The sequence below is a fragment of the Winogradskyella poriferorum genome (assembly GCF_050618035.1).
In the GTDB taxonomy this organism is placed as follows: domain Bacteria; phylum Bacteroidota; class Bacteroidia; order Flavobacteriales; family Flavobacteriaceae; genus Winogradskyella; species Winogradskyella poriferorum_A.
Map to the genome: position 1 here is coordinate 472,803 of NZ_JBODPY010000003.1, position 17,310 is coordinate 490,112.

General features: G+C 33.0%; 16 protein-coding genes. 12 read left to right on the top strand and 4 right to left on the bottom strand.

Features of this window, described 5'->3' with window-relative positions; translation table 11 throughout:
* Positions 1 to 8 precede the first annotated feature (8 nt).
* Positions 9 to 476, bottom strand: coding sequence for a phage tail protein (locus ACRHOC_RS09545; protein WP_431158438.1), 468 nt, complete (start codon positions 474 to 476; stop codon positions 9 to 11).
* 273 nt (positions 477 to 749) lie between these two features.
* On the opposite strand from ACRHOC_RS09545, the gene htpG reads away from it, so the two are divergent.
* From htpG to ACRHOC_RS09575, 6 genes are all read left to right on the top strand, one after another.
* Positions 750 to 2,636 carry a molecular chaperone HtpG gene (gene htpG / locus ACRHOC_RS09550; protein ID WP_431158404.1) on the top strand — a complete coding sequence of 629 codons (1,887 nt, stop codon included), beginning with the start codon at positions 750 to 752 and terminating at the stop codon, positions 2,634 to 2,636.
* 95 nt (positions 2,637 to 2,731) lie between these two features.
* Positions 2,732 to 3,889, top strand: a complete 1,158-nt coding sequence (locus ACRHOC_RS09555) for an NAD-dependent epimerase/dehydratase family protein (protein WP_431158405.1) — start codon at positions 2,732 to 2,734, stop codon at positions 3,887 to 3,889.
* 242 nt (positions 3,890 to 4,131) lie between these two features.
* Positions 4,132 to 5,019 (top strand): ABC transporter ATP-binding protein, encoded by an 888-nt coding sequence (locus ACRHOC_RS09560; protein WP_431158406.1) that lies wholly within the window; start codon positions 4,132 to 4,134, stop codon positions 5,017 to 5,019.
* Positions 5,020 to 5,050: 31 nt separating this feature from the next.
* Positions 5,051 to 8,695: an ABC transporter permease/M1 family aminopeptidase gene (locus tag ACRHOC_RS09565; protein WP_431158407.1), complete on the top strand. Its 3,645-nt coding sequence runs from the start codon at positions 5,051 to 5,053 to the stop codon at positions 8,693 to 8,695.
* A 136-nt stretch (positions 8,696 to 8,831) separates the two neighbouring features.
* Entirely contained in the window at positions 8,832 to 9,167 is a 336-nt protein-coding gene (locus tag ACRHOC_RS09570) for a hypothetical protein (protein WP_431158408.1), read from the top strand.
* Positions 9,168 to 9,465: 298 nt separating this feature from the next.
* Positions 9,466 to 10,791: a hypothetical protein gene (locus tag ACRHOC_RS09575; protein WP_431158409.1), complete on the top strand. Its 1,326-nt coding sequence runs from the start codon at positions 9,466 to 9,468 to the stop codon at positions 10,789 to 10,791.
* On the opposite strand, the gene ACRHOC_RS09580 is transcribed toward ACRHOC_RS09575, so the two are convergent.
* Both ACRHOC_RS09580 and ACRHOC_RS09585 read right to left on the bottom strand, forming a co-directional pair.
* A complete protein-coding gene (locus ACRHOC_RS09580) occupies positions 10,788 to 11,192 on the bottom strand; it encodes a hypothetical protein (RefSeq protein ID WP_431158410.1) in 405 nt (134 codons plus the stop codon). The genes ACRHOC_RS09575 and ACRHOC_RS09580 overlap by 4 nt on opposite strands.
* Positions 11,179 to 11,760, bottom strand: a complete 582-nt coding sequence (locus ACRHOC_RS09585; RefSeq protein WP_431158411.1) for an RNA polymerase sigma factor — start codon at positions 11,758 to 11,760, stop codon at positions 11,179 to 11,181. The genes ACRHOC_RS09580 and ACRHOC_RS09585 overlap by 14 nt, the downstream gene beginning before the upstream one ends.
* Before the next feature lie 141 nt (positions 11,761 to 11,901).
* Here ACRHOC_RS09585 and ACRHOC_RS09590 point away from each other — a divergent pair, with 141 nt between their 5' ends.
* Both ACRHOC_RS09590 and ACRHOC_RS09595 read left to right on the top strand, forming a co-directional pair.
* On the top strand, positions 11,902 to 12,243 hold the full coding sequence (locus ACRHOC_RS09590; RefSeq protein ID WP_431158412.1) for a CPP1-like family protein: 342 nt from the start codon (positions 11,902 to 11,904) through the stop codon (positions 12,241 to 12,243).
* Positions 12,244 to 12,336: 93 nt separating this feature from the next.
* Positions 12,337 to 13,311: a hypothetical protein gene (locus ACRHOC_RS09595; RefSeq protein ID WP_431158413.1), complete on the top strand. Its 975-nt coding sequence runs from the start codon at positions 12,337 to 12,339 to the stop codon at positions 13,309 to 13,311.
* 77 nt (positions 13,312 to 13,388) lie between these two features.
* Here the strand turns inward: ACRHOC_RS09595 and ACRHOC_RS09600 are convergent, their stop codons facing one another.
* Positions 13,389 to 14,069, bottom strand: coding sequence for a M15 family metallopeptidase (locus tag ACRHOC_RS09600; protein WP_431158414.1), 681 nt, complete (start codon positions 14,067 to 14,069; stop codon positions 13,389 to 13,391).
* Between the two features lie 32 nt (positions 14,070 to 14,101).
* Here ACRHOC_RS09600 and ACRHOC_RS09605 point away from each other — a divergent pair, with 32 nt between their 5' ends.
* From ACRHOC_RS09605 to ACRHOC_RS09620, 4 genes are all read left to right on the top strand, one after another.
* Positions 14,102 to 14,704, top strand: a complete 603-nt coding sequence (locus ACRHOC_RS09605; protein WP_431158415.1) for an alpha-ketoglutarate-dependent dioxygenase AlkB family protein — start codon at positions 14,102 to 14,104, stop codon at positions 14,702 to 14,704.
* 352 nt (positions 14,705 to 15,056) lie between these two features.
* Positions 15,057 to 15,986, top strand: coding sequence for an alpha/beta hydrolase (locus ACRHOC_RS09610; protein ID WP_431158416.1), 930 nt, complete (start codon positions 15,057 to 15,059; stop codon positions 15,984 to 15,986).
* A 296-nt stretch (positions 15,987 to 16,282) separates the two neighbouring features.
* Entirely contained in the window at positions 16,283 to 17,143 is an 861-nt protein-coding gene (locus tag ACRHOC_RS09615; protein ID WP_431158417.1) for an SPFH domain-containing protein, read from the top strand.
* A gap of 2 nt (positions 17,144 to 17,145) precedes the next feature.
* Positions 17,146 to 17,310, top strand: coding sequence for a hypothetical protein (locus tag ACRHOC_RS09620; RefSeq protein WP_431158418.1), 165 nt, complete (start codon positions 17,146 to 17,148; stop codon positions 17,308 to 17,310).

Sequence of the window (17,310 nt, forward strand, 5' to 3'; positions counted from 1 at the left end):
GTCGAGCTTTAACTTCTCGAGGGATATGTTCCTGTGAGACATATGATATAATTCATTCCTGTATAAGGTTGCATAATATTTGAATATTGCCCTCTTCCATTTATGGTAGTTTTAAATGTTGTATTAGGTTCGCTACCTGTTGTTAAAACAGCTTTATTACCTTTTTCCATAGTACCACCATTAAGCTCACTGGCTTCATAAGCAGGAACTCCATAACTCATGGCTGGAATATTATTAACTAGCATCGTATTAGTTTCAGCACCTCCTTTTTGGCCTAATCGATAAGTTGATAACCCTGGTCCTGTGCCTGGACCAATAGGCACTCTACCTCTTAAATCTGGTAGAGCAAAGGTCGTACGACCGTCACCACCATAAGTAGTTCCTAAAATACTAAATAAGGCTTGGTTGGTACTAATTGCTAGTAGTTGCCCCTCGCATAATGCCCATCCTCTAGGTGCAAAATTTCCAGCAAACATTTTTACTTCACCAATGAATCCTTCCTGTCTGTAATCTGGTCCTTCTTCTTTTGTAAACCCAAAGCAAAGGGCTATAGTCAAAATGATTAAAACTTTTTTTTTCATAAAAAATTGGTTTGGTTATATGATATTAAGATACAAAATTTCATAAACTGGTCCTCCCAATAAGTTAAGCATATTCTAGGCATTCTGCCATCTTGTCACAAATTAGTCCTTGGTATTTTATTTGACTAGTGCTAGATATAAAAATTTAAAACAAAAAATATATATATCATGGCAAAAGGAAATATTAATGTATCGGTAGAGAATATCTTTCCATTAATTAAAAAATTCTTGTACAGTGATCACGAAATATTTTTACGTGAACTTATTAGTAATGCTACGGATGCGACGTTAAAGTTAAAGCACCTTACTAGTATTGGCGAGTCCAAATCTGAATATGGGAATCCAAAGATTGAAATTAAGATTGATAAGGAAGGGAAGAAACTCCACATTATAGACCAAGGTATTGGAATGACAGCTGATGAGGTTGAAAAATATATCAATCAAATTGCATTCTCTGGAGCGGAAGAATTTTTAGATAAGTATAAAGATTCTGCAAAAGACTCTGGTATTATTGGACATTTTGGATTAGGGTTTTATTCAGCCTTTATGGTTGCTGATAAAGTTGAAATCATTACAAAATCGCACACAGATACTCCTGCTGCACATTGGATATGTGACGGTTCACCAGAATTTACTCTAGAAACCTCTGACAAGGCTGATCGTGGTACAGAAATAATCTTACACATTTCTGAAGACGAAAAAGAGTTCCTTGAAGATTCTAGAATTAGAGAGCTTTTAGTGAAGTACAACAAGTTTATGCCAATCCCTATTAAGTTTGGAACTAAAACTGAAACTTTACCAAAACCAGAAGATGCTAAAGAAGATGATCCTGCTCCTACACAAGAAGTAGACGATATCATTAACAATCCAAATCCTGCATGGACTAAACAACCAACAGATTTAGAAGAAGATGATTACAAAAACTTCTACAGAGAGTTGTACCCAATGCAGTTTGAGGAGCCATTATTCAATATTCATTTGAATGTAGATTATCCATTTAACCTTACTGGAATTCTATATTTCCCTAAAATGACTAATGACCTCAACATTCAAAAGGATAGAATTCAACTCTACCAAAACCAAGTGTTTGTTACAGACAATGTTGAAGGTATTGTGCCCGAATTCTTAACCATGTTGAGAGGTATTATTGATTCGCCAGATATTCCATTAAATGTTTCAAGAAGCTATTTACAAGCAGACGGAAATGTGAAGAAAATATCTTCTTACATCACTAGAAAAGTAGCTGATAAGTTAAAATCTTTATTTAATAACAATAGAGAAGACTTTGAAGCAAAATGGGATGACATTAAGATCGTTATTGAATATGGAATGCTTTCAGAAGAAAAATTCTTTGAAAAAGCAGATGCATTTGCTCTTTACCCAACGGTTGATGGAAAATTCTACACATTTGAAGAATTGACGAATGCGATAAAAGCGAAGCAAACAGACAAAGATGATAAGATGGTGATTCTTTATGCTTCGAATAAAGATGAGCAACATGCCTATATACAAGCAGCTAAAGAAAAAGACTATGAGGTTTTACTTTTAGACTCACCTATTGTTAGTCATTTAATGCAGAAGTTAGAAACGTCTAAAGAGAACATTTCTTTTGCACGTGTTGATGCAGATCATATAGACAACCTCATTAAAAAAGATGACACAACCATATCTAAGCTGAGTGAAGACGAAAAAACTAAACTCGATGAACTATTAAAAGAAGTAGTACCATCAGAGAAGTTTATGGTACAGCTAGAAGCTATGGATAGTAATGCATCTCCATTTATTATTACACAACCAGAGTTTATGCGTCGTATGAAGGAAATGCAACAAACTGGTGGAGGCGGTATGTTTGGTATGGGTAACATGCCAGAAATGTACAATTTGGTTGTAAATACAAACCACGAACTCGTTGGTGAAATATTAAATACCAAAACACGCAAAAAGCAAGAACGCTTAATAAATCAGAGTTTAGATTTGGCGAGGTTATCTCAAGGCCTGCTTAAAGGTGAAGAACTTACAAACTTCATTAAGCGAAGCTATGATATGATCAAATAGTTGACACACTGATTAGTTGATTACTTTATAACTAAAACCACTTTACAAATGTAAAGTGGTTTTTTTGTTAACTTTAGTGACAAAGCTAATTAATCATGTCACATTTTAAATCGAGAAGGTCGTTTATTAAGACTAGTGCAATGGCTAGTCTTGCATTACCTATTTTAGGCACAAGTATTCTCTCCTGTAAATCTGAAAAAAAAGACTTAAACAGCACATCTAAAAAGCTAAAAATCCTAATCCTTGGAGGCACTAGTTTTTTAGGACCACATCAAATCGCATATGCCCTTTCACGCGGTCATTCTATATCAACATTTACGCGTGGTAAAACCATACCAAAAATACATGCAGAATTATTTAAAGATGTTGAACAGTTAATTGGTGATCGAGAAAATAACTTAAAGGCCTTAGAAAACCGAAAATGGGATGTCGTTATAGATAATTCTGGCCGTAAGGTCGAATGGACGAAAGCCACTGCTATTTTATTGAAAGACAATGTAGGGCTTTACATGTACACCTCATCAACAGGTGTTTATTATCCCTACTTAACAGGTAATCTTTCTACCGACACCAAACTTGTATTAGAAATGCCAGAAGGTCTAACAGAAGATGAAAAGTATGAGCAAGATTATGGCATTATGAAAGCCAATTCTGAACTTGAAGCCATAAAGGCATTTGGTGAAGATAGAACAACCATTATTAGACCTACTTATATGTTAGGTCCTGGTGATCGAATGGATCGCTTTATGCACTGGCCAGTTAGGCTAGCAGAAGGAGGCGAAATTATGGTTCCTGGTAAAAAAGACGACTCTATACAGTATGTTGATGTAAGGGATATTGCAGAATGGTTTATACGATTAGCTGAAACAAAAACTGCAGGCATTTATAATGGTGTAGGACCTGCAAACCCACAGACGATGCAACAGTTTATTAATGAAGCATCAAAATCCTTCGATAAGGAACATCATTTCGTTTATATAGATGATTATGATTTTCTAAAAGACAATGAATTCTATTTTTCTATTCCGTGGATTATTCCTTTAGACAAGCATTATGGGTCTGCCAGAGTCACCAATGCCAAATCCAAAAAGAATGGTCTTACTTTCAGACCTTTAAATGATACCTTAAAGTCCATTTTGAAATGGTGGGATTCTGAAGCTGTTTCAAATGAGAGAAGAGATAAATTCAATAGTAATCTAAAACAAATGGTGGAGAAAGAAAAAGGGATGATTACAGCATGGAATTCGCGCTAAATCAAACTGTAATAAGCATTTTGAAATAATTTAAACAACATAGATTTTGAAAATTTTTCAAAGACCATGCAACCATTTGATTAATACAGTCGTCTTATCTAATAGAGGTATGTTTTTAATTGCACGTTCTTAATGCTTAGCTTAAACTATGTTATTGATATTTTGGCTATAATTAATTAACTATCAGAACTTTTCAATTTTCACTACCTTTAAATACCAACAAAAAAAATTAAAACTAAATCATGGAATTAAAAATCGAGAATTTAAGCAAAACCTATTCTAACGGTGTACAAGCTTTAAAAAATGTAACCCTAGACATTCCCCAAGGTATGTTTGGGCTTCTTGGACCAAATGGTGCAGGAAAATCATCCTTAATGAGGACTTTAGCAACCTTACAACAAGCAGATTCTGGTTCAGTAACGCTAGATGATATCGACGTTTTAAATGAAAAATCGAAAGTGAGGGAAATTCTCGGTTATTTACCACAAGAGTTTGGAGTTTACCCAAAGATCAGTGCTTATAATATGCTTCATCATATCGCATCCTTAAAAGGTGTTTCTAACAAAGGAGAGCGTAAAGACCTTGTTGAATCTTTATTGACAAAAACTAACCTATGGCATGTAAAGAATAAAAGCCTTGGGACGTATTCTGGAGGTATGAAACAGCGTTTTGGTATCGCACAGGCTTTAATTGGTGATCCTAAATTAATTATTGTTGACGAACCAACTGCAGGATTAGATCCAGCAGAGCGTGTAAGGTTTCATAATCTTTTAAGTGAGATTGGTGAAAATACCATCGTAATTTTGTCCACTCACATTGTGGAAGATATATCCAATTTATGTAATAATATGGCTATTATTTGCCTTGGTGAGGTAGTCGCTAAAGGGAATCCTAATCAATTAACAGAAGGCGTTAAAGGACGTATCTGGAAAAAGGCAATACCTAAAGTAGAATTAGAAAACTACAAGGATAATATGCAAGTCATCTCTACGCACCTTAAAGCGGGTAATACAATTATTCATGTATTAAGTGACAATCAGCCAGATGCTTCATTCGAAGCAAGTTACGCGAATTTAGAAGATGTTTATTTTGCTGAAATTACCTCTCGTATGGAGACGGTTTCTGCATAATTGTTTAATACTAATCTAAACCTTATCAATTATGTTTAAAGAAATCTTTCTCTTTGAGATAAAATATAGATTTAAAAGACCAGCCACTTGGGCATACTTCGGTATTCTTTTAATTTTTGGACTTATTGTATCGATTGGCGGTAATGGACCAGCCTCCGAAAAAGTATTTGTTAACTCTCCGGTTGCAATCGCAACGATGCTCACTACCATTAGTATTTTTGGAATTATGCTATCTAGTGCAATAATGGGAGTTCCTATTTATAGAGATATAGAGCACAAAACAGAAAATTACTATTTCTCTTACCCTGTGACTGAAAAAGGATACTTGCTTGGCCGATTTGTTGGTTCTATGTTTGTACTCTTTCTTGTGAGTTTAGGCCTTCATTTAGGGCTTATTATTGGTTTTGCTATCGGTCCTTTTGCAGGATACGTTGAACCAGATCGATTCACAGATTTCAATTTTTGGCATTATTTACAACCTACGTTAGTCTTGTATTGGACCAACTTCTTCTTTGCAGGTTGTATCTTTTTTGCTTTAGTGAGTTTAACAAAAAAAGTAATGCTAGCCTATGCTGGTGGTGCAATTCTTTTTATCACTTATTTAATAACCTTAACGCTTACGCAGGATTTAGAAAATAAAAATCTTGTGAGCTTATTGGATCCATTTGGATTAGGCCCTTATAATAACATCATTCGTTATTGGACTCCTGAAGAGCAAAATACCCTTACGGTACCATTTAGTGGTGTTTTAGTTTGGAACAGACTCATATGGTGTGGTATTGGTTTATTAGCCTTCTTTTATACACTCTTTAGATTTGATTTCATCAAATTCCTAAACAAGAATTACAAGACTAAAAAGAAGGATCAAAATAATGAAGAAAAAAGTTCAACTGCAGCATTAACTAAAATACCTGATGTTAAACAGGTATTTTCAAAAGGCCTAAATCTTAAGTTACTCTTTGGTTTAGCATTTATGGAATTTAAAAACATAATTAAAGACAACTTTTTTAGAGCAATTTTAATTGCGGCTGTTTTGTTTTTGTTCTTTGATGCTTGGTTTGGATTCCCAATTTATGGTACACCATCCTTGCCTTTAACCTATTACATGTTAGAAGTTAAGGATTTCACTTATATCATTCTCATTTTCATACTTATCGTGTTTATGACAGGTGAAGTGTTGCATCGAGAACGTAGCGTAAATTATGACCAAATCTTTGGATCTCTACCATTACCAAATAGAATAGTCTATGGGTCTAAATTTTTAGCGCTTGTTATGGTGAGCTTCATTTTGGTAAACATGGTATTAGTAAGTGGTGTGTTAAATCAAATCGTAAAAGGCTACTTTAATTTTGAATTTGACAAATACTTCACCGACTTATATTTAATTGAATTTCCAAAGTATATCATATTTGTGATGCTGGCCTTTTTTGTGCACTCCTTGGTTACAAAGAAGTTTATGGGTCACGTTGTGGCCATTGCGATTTGGGTACTACTCTTTGGATTAAATAGTCTTGCTGATGTAAATAATAACTTATACCTATATGGTTATGCGCCTGGCTATACAGTCTCAGACATGAACGGTTTTGGTCATTTTGGAGAATCTTTGTTTTGGTTTAGAACCTATTGGTTAGCCTGTGGTGGTGTATTAGCCGTTATTGGCTATTTATTCTGGAAACGCGGCACAGATTCTGGTAGAAAAGCCCGCTGGAAACTAGCCAAAGAACGTCTAAATCTTAGAACTATTTCTACGTTTATAATCCTATTCGTCATATTTATAGGTGCAGGTTTTTACATTAATTATAATACAAAGACCATTAATAAATATCAAACCGTAGAAGCAGGAACTATTGGATCAGCAGAATATGAAAAGCAATTGAGTAAATATGATAAAATTGCACAACCAAAAGTAATTGATGTAAAGGTAAATGCCGATTTGGTACCTGAAGAACGTTCTGCCACGATTAGAACAGATTACATTATGGTTAACAAATCTGACGAAGTTATTGATTCTCTTCACCTCAATTGGGGACCTGAAGGTTTATTAAAAAAGAAGGTGACGCACTTTACTTTAAATGGCAAAGCACCTCAATTAGGAAAAAAGTATGATGACTATGGCTACGAGATTTATGCCTTCAATCCACCTCTACAACCCAATGATACTATTGCGTTAGCTTTGGAGGTAGAAGCTAATTATAAAGGATTCCCAAATGAGGGATCAGGTTCCACAATTGTTTATAACGGAACATTTTTAAACAATAACTTCTTTCCTTCCTTTGGCTACAGCTCACAAGGGGAACTCACAAGTGACCAAGATCGAAAGAAATATGATTTACCAATTAAAGATTATTCCTTACCTGATCAAGAAGATCCTTGGGGTTTAAGCAATTTGTTATTTAATGATGATGCAGATTACGTGACCTTTGAGGGTATTGTGAGTACAGCGCCAAATCAAATTGCAGTAATGCCAGGTTACTTGCAAAAAGAATGGGAAGAAAACGGCAGGAAATATTATCATTACAAAATGGAAGGAGAACTGGATTTCTTCTACAATATTTCTTCTGCAGAATACGCAGTACACCGCGAAGTATGGACTGGTAAAAATGGTGATGAAGTTAATATTGAAATCTTTCATCATCCTACACATACCTATAATTTAGATCGCTTTATTAAAGGTGTGAAGCATTCCATTGATTATTTTACTGAAAACTACGGACCATATCAATATAGACAAATGCGCATTTTAGAGTTTCCTAGATATGCAACATTTGCTCAGTCCTTCCCTAACACAGTACCTTTTGCAGAAAGTTTTGGTTGGGTTGGTGATTTTAGCGATCCTAACGACTTAGATTATGTATATACTGTTACCGCACACGAAGTAGCACATCAATGGTGGGGCCACCAGATTACACCATCAGCCACACGTGGCTCAAATCAGATTTCAGAGTCTATGGCGGAATATTCGTCTTTAATGGTTATGAAAAAAGAATACGGTGTAGATGCAATGCAGCGTTTCTTAAAGGAAGAGTTAGATCGCTATTTAAGAAGTAGAGCTAATGAGAGTAAGTTTGAAAAGACGCTCTTGGATAATGATAATCAGGCTTATGTATGGTACAGAAAGGGAGGCTTAATTCTATATGCATTGCAAGATCTTATAGGTGAAGATAATCTCAACAGAGGATTTAAGGCCTACACGGAGGCGGCACGCTTTAGACCAAAAGCTCCTTTTACAACCACCACCGAATGGTACGACTATATGAAATCGGTTACACCAGATTCTTTAAAGTATTATTTAGAAGATAGTTTTGAGAAAATCACATTATACTCTAATAAGGTAAATGAAGCAACATATAAGAAGCTTGCAGATGATAAATTTGAAGTAACCTTAGATATACAAAGTGCAAAAAATTACTTTGATGGTAACGGTAAACTTCTCCAAGAAGGAGATCAACCTAATTTGCTGGAAATTGGCGTCTTTGATGAGGATGATGTAAATGAACAAGGCATAACTACAAAAGTACCTTTAGTATTAGAACGTATTTGGGTAAAACCAGGGCAAACCAAATATACTTTTGTAACTGATAAATTACCTGTAAAGGCAGGTATCGATCCTTATAATAAAATGATAGATCGTATTCCTGATGATAATTTAATTCCTTTAGAAGAAGCTTCAGAATAATTTAATACAAATAAAGTTTTAAGAACCACCTCAACTTTGAGGTGGTTTTTTTATATTTAATAAGTCACTTTTCTTTACGATGCAGGCAAACAATAATTTAAGAACATTCAGTATACTTTTTCTTATCAAAGGAATTTTGACACTTTGCTTTTCATTATTCTTTATGATTTATGTTGGTCTTGGGTTTTTCGTAACGAGTGCGGTAGAATTAAATCAAGATAACGATATACCGTTTAACCCAGGCGTTTTTATAATTATTATTGGAGGTATTGGACTTGTCATTACAGTCACTATTGGAATCCTTACGATATTGGCATCCAATTATCTAAAAGCTGAAAAAAATTACAACTTTATTTTTGCAATGGCAGTGGTTAATTGCTTAACAGGAATCTTAGGCATTCTTTTAGGTGTATTTACGCTTATAGAATTAAGTAAACCAAATGTGAAAGAACTTTTTAATTCTAGTCGCTAAACTACAAGTTGGGTATAGCAATATTAGTATATTACTAAAGTATTAACATGCTAATCCATAACTATGAATAACCTTCTAAATAATCTTTTTGTCCAGTCTTAACATAGGATAATTTTTTTATTCTTTAGACTAACTAATTTTAGCTATTAAATAGTTCAAAATACTTGTCCTGGTATAGTTAATAGTTAATGGACAGTACAGTGTAATCAGAAAACACCACATTTGTGGTGTTTTTGTTTTTTATTAGGTGTTTTATTAATCTTAATCACTAATTTTAATCGAATAAAAGCAACTAATAATGAGTTCTGATTACACTAATCCTGCTTTTAAAAAGCTACTAGAAAAATTACAAGAAGAAAGTTGGCAGTTAGAATTGCTCATTTCTGGTTTCGCTAATTTTGGTCTTTTTACAGCTTATGATTCAGTTGTATTATACTTTAACGAAGCTGTTGCTACAGGCCAAGATTATAAAAGAGTTGCATTTACGGTCTTTCGTATATCTTGTATTATTTTAATTTTTAGTCTTTTAATACATGTATTACTCAGAGGTCTTTGGATTGGTGCATTAGGCTTACGGTACGTTTCTGGTGAGATTGATTATGAAGAACTCAATTACAGTGAAAAATTCACTAAATACCTAAAGAAAAAAGTTGGTTCATTCGACAAATACATTGCTACTTTAGAAAACTATTGCAGTATAATTTTTGCTGCGTCTTTCCTATTAATTTTCTATGTCTTAGCCATGACGTGCATAATTTTTACTATTGGTTTCATTGGCAGTAATATTATAGATAGTGATTGGTTACCAGAATGGTTTTCCATTGGATTTGGTGTGCCATTAATGCTATTTATTGTTTTTGGAATGCTCCTTACTTTCATCGATTATATCACTCAAGGGTTTTTAAAGCGCAAAAAATGGACCTCTAAGTTCTATTTTCCTTTCTATTGGGTATTTAGTTTTATCACATTATCCTTTTTGTATCGTCCGATCGTTTATAATTTTTTAGATAATAAATTTGGAAGACGTTTTGCAATGTTATTATTTCCTTTGTTTATAGGGTTTGCTATCGCCTTTTCGTTGCACTATAATTTTTCTAATTACTTCAGTGTAGAAAATGCATCCAATGATTATATCTCTAATCGAGATAATTATGAGGATTTAATTGAAGAAGAGTCTGGTTATATAGATAATGTAGTAATCCAATCTAAGGTCATAAAAGAAAACTACATTAAAGTATTTGTGCCCTATTCTGAAGATATTGAGGATAGAATTTTTTCATTTAATGAAGGCTTAAAGCCAGAAAAAGATATTCGCGGATTAGATTCAGATATTGTGGTTATTAATGATAATAGCAATATGCAAAACAGAGATAGTTTAAGAAGAGCTTATCTTTCTACATTTAACAAGGTGTATTATACAAAGATTGACACAACCGTTGTTGAATCAGAATTTATCGTGAGTCACACTAAAAAAGGAACCTTAGGTTTTGAAAGTTATATATCTACAGACAATTTAACTAAGGGCAAACATTTGCTCGAGTTTAAAAGAAAGGGATTAAATAGAGATAATGATACGGTCTATTTCAGCCTTAGAAAAATACCATTTTGGTATTTCCCAGATTAAATGGCCAACCTTTTTTCAAAGTGTTGCTTCATAAGTGGTATTTGAATTCCAATCATAAGAACCAAGAAGATCATTGCATACATTAATGACGATGAAAAGTCGAATGCTATTTTGTCTAAAAGGTTAAAAGAAAGCTCAGGTAAATTATAACGTTCGGTCAACCCAACTTCTGATGCTGGTGTTTTAAAAAGGATATAGCCTATAAATGATAAAATAGCAACAATTATACTCCACTTTACAGGCTTAGGGATAAGTGGCTTATACACAATTGCACTAGTCTCAGACAACCCTTCTATTTTGGTCATAACCTTGTCAGTAAAATCCAAAGGTGCCTTTTCAAGGTTATTTGAATCCATTAACTTATTTACCAAATCTGCTATTCTCTTATCATCCTGTTCCATAATTCAATCTATTTTGTGGTTGCAAATACTGCTCTAATATAACGGCCAACTTTTTTCGTGCTCTATATAACTTTACTTTAACTGTATTTGTTTCAACATTGATAATTTTTGATATTTCTTCTAAAGACATCTCTTCAAAATAAAATAGTGTTATTAAAGCACTACTGTCTTCAGGTAACTTTTCAATACATTGCTTTATAAGCTGACTACGCTCTTGTTTCATTAAATGATCTAAAGCATTATCAATAGTATCTAATTTATTAAATGTAAACTCATCTATTGCAACATCATTTAAATGCTTTTTATTCTTCTTTATATTATCTAGGCAGGTATTATAAGTAACCCTATATATCCAAGTTGAAAATTTTGAATCTCCCTTAAACCTATCTAAAGATTTAAAAACTTTAATGAACGTGTCTTGTGCCACTTCTTCCGCCTCCTCTCTATTCTTAATCATCCTAATGGCCAAGGTATATACCAAGTCCTTATAGCGATCTACCAAGATTGAGAAAGCTTGGGTATCACCATTTTTAATAGCATTGATTATTTGATCGTCGTTAGTGGTCATTTTAAATTAAGACGACACTTGTATATATAAGGTTACAATTAATTGGAAAATAATTTTTTTTAAAAAAAGTGTAACCTTATCAAAAAACATATCGTCATAAGCTGTGAACATTTAAAATTAATCAATTAAAAGACAAATATTATGCAAGAAGAAATTTTAATCCCGTTGAGCTTTTTTGCCGCAGTTTTTGGAATCGTTTATTTATACTTTTCTACTAGAAACAAAGAACGATTAGCTCTTATCGAAAAAGGAGCAGATGCCAGTATATTTAATATGGGTAAGCGCTCAGGCTCATCATGGAAAGTTATAATTATTAATGTTGCCTTCCTTCTAATGGGTATTGGTTTAGGTTCATTTATAGCTTCGCTCATAGATGAATATACCACCCTAAATGATGGTGCAAACGTAGCTGTTGTTTTCTTTATGGCAGGTGTAGGTTTATATGTTGGCTATACCCAGACCAAAAAGGCTTTAGATGAATAAAATCTAATCAATCAAAATTAAAACGCCTCAAATATTGAGGCGTTTTTTTATGCCTATAAATAGTGTATATTTAACTGAGTTAGATATCTATTTATGATTAGATTTATTTGCATTCTCTTTATCTCCCTACAATCCTTAAACGCTCAAATTATTTTAACGGATAGTTTAACTCATTATCCTGTGAGTTATGCTGCAGTTTCTTTTGGAAACGGTAATGGCATTTTTGCTGATGATGATGGTAAGTTCTTTTTTACAAAGAAATTATATCCAGATATTGATTCGTTATTCATTTCAGCTTTGGGATACAAAAGCTTAAACTTATCTACCAAACAACTAACCGACTCGATTTTAATGGTACCACAAGCCGATGAATTGGATGAAGTGGTAATAGGGATAAAGAACAACAGAAAATATAAACAGGAGAAAATAAAGCCTTATTTAGATGATGATTATTACAAGTGTTGGTTGCCAACTATAGAATCTGAAATCGCAGTTTATTTTCCTAAAAATTCGAATAAGGATCAAAAAGTTACCAATGTGTTTTTTCCAATTGCACTAGAATCTAAAGATTGGAATAAAAGGAAAAAGTCGAATAGTGATAAAAAGAAATTTTCAACCTTGTTTAAAGTAAATTTCTATAGCAACAATAATGGATATCCAGGTAAGGTTTTAACTTATGAGACTATTGTATTTAGAGCCACTGAGAGAAATGGTGATTTTTTTGATTTAGATGTCGATGACTTAAATATTTACATTCCCAAAAATGGCTTTTTTGTATCATTACAGGTATTGGGTTACACTGATAAAAACGGGAAGTTGTTACCTAATAAAAAGTACAAGGAAATAAAGTCTAAAACTGGTACAGTTAAGATACCAACTAATTTTAGACCACTTTTACCTTTTACAGATAAGGTCATTAATAAGAACACCTATGTAAAACGGATATTTATCAATGGAAACAGTTGGGTTAAGTTTGAAAAAGGCAACGGGTTTAAATCGAGTCTTTTAGATAAGGGCCTATTTAATTATGGTATTGGAATAACAGTCAATACTTACAAAGACAACTAAGGACTCAAATTACTCATCCTTTGATTCTAATTATAGAATTGGCCTTCATCTTCTTTACTGCACTAAAAATTATCTAATTACTCTACAGGAAAATCAAAGTAAGTATTTGGAAAGGGTTCTCCACGTAACGTAAAATGCCACCATTCTTTCGCATAATTCCTAAAGCCATGCTTTAACATCACCTGATGTAATAGTTGTCTATTCTTTTTTTGGAGTTCAGTGATGTCTTGGTAATCTACCCACGATGGCTCACCAAAAAAGTCAAACGGGCTACCCATATCTAATGGCCTATTTGTATTACCATCAATTATGGTAAGATCAACAGTACTCCCTCTACTGTGACCAGATCTTGAGGCTATATATTCTTCTTTAAATAAATTTCGTTTTAGAACATTAGGGTAAAACTTAGACTTATTTACGGTATCATTTAAGATTCTTGCCCATCTTATAAAATGATTAACTGCTTGTTGTGGTCTGTAACCATCATAAACTCTAAGACACATATTATTAGATTGAAGCGCCTCCTGAACTAATTTTAAACGATCAGCACAAGCTTTAGTCAAAATAAGTTTGTTAGCCTTATAGCCATCTATTGTATCGCCTACAAAGTTGTTCGCAGAATAGTATCTTAATTCTACATCAAGGTCTTTTATAATATCGTTTGCATAAACAAATCCGTCAGGCAATTCTTTTTGATAAAAACTACTGCCTAAAAAACTACTAAAAACAATGAAAAGAAAAAGCGTTTTAAATTTCATATCTAAGTACTAATTTAGACAAAAAAAATGCCATGGACCTGTTTACAAACGAGATTGAACACCTGCAACTACCTAACGCAGAACTAACCTATGTTCCTGAGTTTTTTAAAAAACATGAGGCAGATTCATTTTTCGATACAATTTACAGTGAAACTAATTGGCAACAAGATGATATTAAAATATTTGGGAAATTATATAAACAACCGAGATTAACAGCACTTTATGGAGAATCTGGGCAACCCTACTCCTATTCAAATATTACAATGTATCCCAAGTACTTCACCTCTACTTTATTATCAATAAAAGAACGCATTGAAAAAATTGCAGAATCCGATTTTAATACTGTTTTAATTAATTTATATAGACACGGACAAGACAGTAACGGTTGGCATGCAGACAACGAAAAAGAACTTGGTAAAAACCCTATAATAGCCTCAATAAGTCTAGGTGAAGAGCGTCCTTTTCATTTTAAACACAGAAGCATTAAAGAAGCAAAACACAAATTAATTTTAAAACATGGTAGCCTATTAATTATGAAAGGAGAAATGCAACATTTTTGGTTACATCAAATTGCTAAGACAAAAAAAGAAATTGGACCTCGAATTAATCTCACATTTAGAAAACTTATTAATTAAAAAACAAAAAACCGGGTTCCCTCAAACCCGGTTTTCCTAATTTGCTTTTTTTATTATGTAAGTAGATTTAGGGTCTCTAAGTCAACATAACATAATGCAAATATTAATTAATTAATCCATTGAACTAAAAACTAAATTTTAGTACACTTCAAATATAGAATTAGGATTTAATTTTGACGCCTAAAAACATATTTAATCGATATAATACATATAATTTTAACATTTAAAGATGAAAATGTGCATTTCATCGATAAAATGCAAAATACAAAAAGTGGAATCTACTTTTTTTTGATACTAAATCGGCCTTAATTTTGTTACTAATAAATAACTAATTTTGTTTAAAAAGCTTGCTATGAAGATCTATCATGTTTTAGTCTTATTATTTGTATCTACATTTTGCTTTTCGCAAACTGAAAATTCACCATTTCGTAGTGAAGAACTTCAAATATCTAAATGGATTGATGGCACACTGTTGGTACCTAATGAAATGGAGAAGCCTAAACTAGCAATTATCATTGCAGGTTCTGGTCCAACAGATCGAAATGGCAATCAAAACTTTCTTCAAAACAATTCGCTCAAAAAATTAGCTGAAAATTTAACTAGTAACGGAATAGCCACCTTTAGATATGATAAACGCGTTGTAAAACAGCTTAAAACCGGAAAATTTGACCTCAATACGCGCTTCGATGATTTCGTAAATGATGCCAAAGATGTTATAAAACATTTTAAGGACAAGGATGAATTTTCAGAGATTTTTGTCATTGGGCATAGCCAAGGTAGTCTAATTGGAATGCTAGCTTCTATGGAAGATGTGGATGGTTTTATTTCTTTAGCTGGAGCTGGACAGAATATTGGTGATGTCATACTTGAGCAGGTTGAAAAAACAGCTCCAATGTTTAAGACAGATACCGAACGTGTGATCAATACTTTAAAAGCTGGTAAGACCACCAACGACTATCCTCCTGAATTAACTTCAATGTTTAGCCAGGAAATACAACCATTTATGATCAACTGGATGTCCTACTACCCTACTGATATCTTGAATAAATTAGATATACCAATATTAATTGTTAATGGAACTAAAGATCTACAAGTAACAGTTGAGGAAGCAGAGCAATTAAAAAAATCTAATGAAAAGGCTAGATTAAAACTAATCGAGAATATGAATCACATTTTATTTATAATTGAAGGTGATGATCTCGAAAATTCAAAATCATATAACGATACCTCTAGAGCGATTTCTTCAGATCTTATTAAAGCAATCACATCCTTTATAAAATAAGGAGTTAAACGACTTAATAATATTAAAAAAGCATCTCATAACTGAGATGCTTTTTTACTAACTAACCAACCAAATTGTAATGCAACGATTTTGAAGTAAAGTTGTTTAATACAACTGTCGTTTGAAACATTACATTTTATATATAGCAAAGCTCGTGCCAAACTTAAAAACTAAAATTTTTGTTTTTAACTGTAACAAAAAATATTATTTGTGTACTAATGAAATAAATTATATCTTTATGATATCATTTTAATATCATGTTAAATTAAATGATTAACCAGTTAAATTTTTAAATCATGAAAGAAGAAAAAATCATTGTACCAGCAAACGGCTATTTAATGCTACTTGTATTTCTAATTATGTTTGTCGGAAGTATAGGCTTAATAATTGCATATGAAACACCATGGCCAGGACTATCATTATTTCTATCTGTTATAATTATGTTTGGCTTCATTATGGTACAACCTAATGGATCTCGAGTTCTATTACTTTTTGGAGAATATGTTGGCACCGTAAAGAAGAATGGATTTTATTGGGTGAACCCATTCTACACCAAAAAGAAAATATCATTACGAGCAAGTAATTTTGATAGTGAACGTCTTAAGGTTAATGATAAACTTGGTAATCCTGTTATGATTAGTACCATATTGGTATGGCGTGTTCAGGATACATATAAAGCCGCTTTTGATGTAGATAATTATGAAAATTTTGTACGTGTACAAACAGATGCTGCAGTACGAAAATTAGCAAGCATGTATCCTTACGATAATTTTGCTGACGAAGGTCATGACGAGGACATTACCTTACGCTCTAGTGTAAATGAAGTGAGTAATGCTCTTGAAAAAGAAATTGACGAGCGTCTCTCTATTGCAGGTATTGAGGTTTTAGAAGCACGTATTGGCTACTTAGCTTATGCACAAGAAATTGCAAATGCCATGCTAAAACGTCAGCAAGCAACAGCTATAGTTGCTGCAAGACACAAAATAGTAGAAGGTGCTGTGAGTATGGTTGAAATGGCAATTGAAGAACTTAATAAGAATGATGTTGTTGATTTAGATGAAGAACGTAAAGCTGCAATGGTAAGTAATCTTATGGTAGTGCTATGTGGTGATAAAGACGCATCACCTGTAGTGAATACAGGAACATTAAGTCATTAATAATGAGCAAGCATCAAATATATAGCGTAGCTATTGGTAGCGCCTTAGGAACTAGCTTTGGCGTTACCATAGGCGCTGTGATAGGTAATGTTGCCATGGGTACTGTATATGGGTTCTCTTATAGGAACAATTATTGGCGTAGTAATAGCTATCGCATTTCTAATTAA